At 65.7% G+C, this 2,044-nt stretch carries 2 protein-coding genes; both read right to left on the bottom strand.

The window, feature by feature from the left end:
• Positions 1 to 122 precede the first annotated feature (122 nt).
• Positions 123 to 275, bottom strand: coding sequence for a hypothetical protein (locus tag ACZ4TW_RS23955; RefSeq protein WP_465547010.1), 153 nt, complete (start codon positions 273 to 275; stop codon positions 123 to 125).
• A gap of 508 nt (positions 276 to 783) precedes the next feature.
• Positions 784 to 1,731, bottom strand: a complete 948-nt coding sequence (locus ACZ4TW_RS23960) for a DUF4192 domain-containing protein (RefSeq protein ID WP_465547012.1) — start codon at positions 1,729 to 1,731, stop codon at positions 784 to 786.
• Positions 1,732 to 2,044 lie beyond the last annotated feature (313 nt).

Consider the following 2,044-nt stretch of genomic DNA (forward strand, 5'->3'; position numbering starts at 1 on the left):
CCCGGACGAAGTTGAAGCCGAGTGGTTCGATCAATGTCGAGCCGCGTGAACAGATAGTGAAGATCCCATCGTCCACGACTCGCCGGGCGGGTCAGGGGTTCTCCTTGCTCTTGGTGGGGTGGTCAGTAGAGGGCGCCGGTTTCGCGGCGGCCGGCGGCGCGGTCCTGGCGGTTGGCCTGGCGCTTGGCGGCGCGGATGGTGTGCGGGTTCTGGTGGGCGCGGCTGGCGCGGCTGAACACGTCGCGCTGGGTGCCGTTGCGGGTCTGGCGGGCCATCGGGGTTCCTCCTGCGGGCGGCTGGTTTGTTTGACACCTGCCACGTCTTTGCCGTCGGGAGGCCGGTGCAAGGGTGTTTACAGTCGAAAAAGTCATCCGGACCGCAGGTCTGAAACCCGTAGGGCGGATTAGTTTTTCGCGGCCCTTGTCGCCGTGCCGACCAGAGGTAAGAGACTGGAAGGGGGCAACAAACCCCCGACGTGTGCGGCGGTAGCCGCACACAATTCGAGTCCGGCCCGTGGGCCGGTCCTTCTGGGTCTCCGGGCGCCAGCTCGGACAACAGGGCTGTTCGGCGTAGCCGATCCGCTGCGCCGGCCGTTACCGTGGGGGCATGTCTTCTGTTGAGCGTGCTGTGGCTGAGCTGTGGGTGCCGTTGCCGTCTGAGGTTCGGGCGGTGGTTGAGGGGCGTTCGCGCGCTGCGACTTCGCGGGTTGATCTGTGGTGGCGGGATGCGATGCCGCCGGGGGTGGAGGCTCAGATTCTCTGAGCCTCCACCTGGGCCGCCGCTCTAGGCGAAGTCCTCGGGGGTGGGGAAGTGGCCGCCGAACAGTTCATCGGCCTTATCGGGGTCGGGGAGAACCACGTCCCGGAGTTTGTCGGGGTTGACTCCGGCCCGTAGTGCCTGGTCGAGCAGGTGGGCGAGGGTCGGGAGTCCGCCGGTCTCGGTGATGTAGTCGAAGATGATGCCGGTCATCGCGCCGTTTCCGTTGAGGTAGTAGCAGGCGGCTGCGAGGGTGAGGACGTTCGCGCGGTCCACTCCGCGTAGGGGGCGGGCGATTTCGACGAACACTGCTGCGGCGGCGAGTGCGTCGTAGGCGGCGGTGCGTAGCAGGGCGTCCCGGTAGGCGACGTGGCGGCGGATCATGGCCGCGACCTGCGCGGACAGTTCGCGGGGGATTTCGGTGGGCCAGTTCACGATTACCGAGACGATCGCCTTGGCGGCGAGTTCGGGCTGTAGCTCGGCATCGGAATTCGTGGTGTCGATGGGGTCGGTGGTAGCAAGGCTTTCGCGCATCGCCTCACGGGACTGGGCGACGGGCTGCCCGGTCAGTATCCGGTTGGCGCTGGCGGGGCTTTCGCGGTAGTCGCCGCTGGTTCCGGTGTCGCCGGTGATGAGGTCGCGGTAGGTGCTGGGCTGGTCGCAGCGGGCGACGATGAGGCGGCGGTCGGTCTCGATGCCGTGACGCATGAGGGCATCGCTCATGGTGCGGACGGCGGCGGTTGCGATGTTCTCGTCCTCGGTGATCGCGATAACGACGGCGGTCGAGACGCTGTGGGTCTGCATCACTTCGGCGAGGTAGTCGGCCATGCTGTCGACTCCGCTGATGTCGTGGCGGGCGGTCATGGCGATCTTGTCGCCGTTCACGCCGATGACCAGGATCGAGTCGGCGGGCACGAATCCGAGCAGTCCGGGGATCGCGGCGATGAGGTTTGCGTGGGTGATAGTGCGCAACATGGCAGGCCCTCCTAAGTGGTCGGCCCTGGCGGGCCGGTGCTTTGCTTGACACCTGCCATCTCTGACTGGCGGGAGGTCGGTGCAAGGGAGGAAGCGAAAAAGTCATCCGGGCCGCAGGCCTGAAACCCGCAGGGCGGATTAGTTTTTCGCGGCCCTTGTCGCCGCGCCGACCAGAAGTTGGAGAATGGAAGGGGTCAGCAAAGCAGGCCCTTCAAACAGGGGGTGTCAGATGTTCTGTGTAAGTCCAGTGCTCATCAGTGAGAGGAAGATCTATGAGCATGGCGTTAGACAATCAGGAGCAGGAGGACGGTCA

This window comes from Agromyces sp. NPDC029043, assembly GCF_055564615.1.

Excerpts from the sequence above, each read along its gene's own strand:
- ACZ4TW_RS23955 (WP_465547010.1), bottom strand. The coding sequence starts at position 275 with ATGGCCCGCCAGACCCGCAACGGCACCCAGCGCGACGTGTTCAGCCGC.
- ACZ4TW_RS23960 (WP_465547012.1), bottom strand. The coding sequence starts at position 1,731 with ATGTTGCGCACTATCACCCACGCAAACCTCATCGCCGCGATCCCCGGA.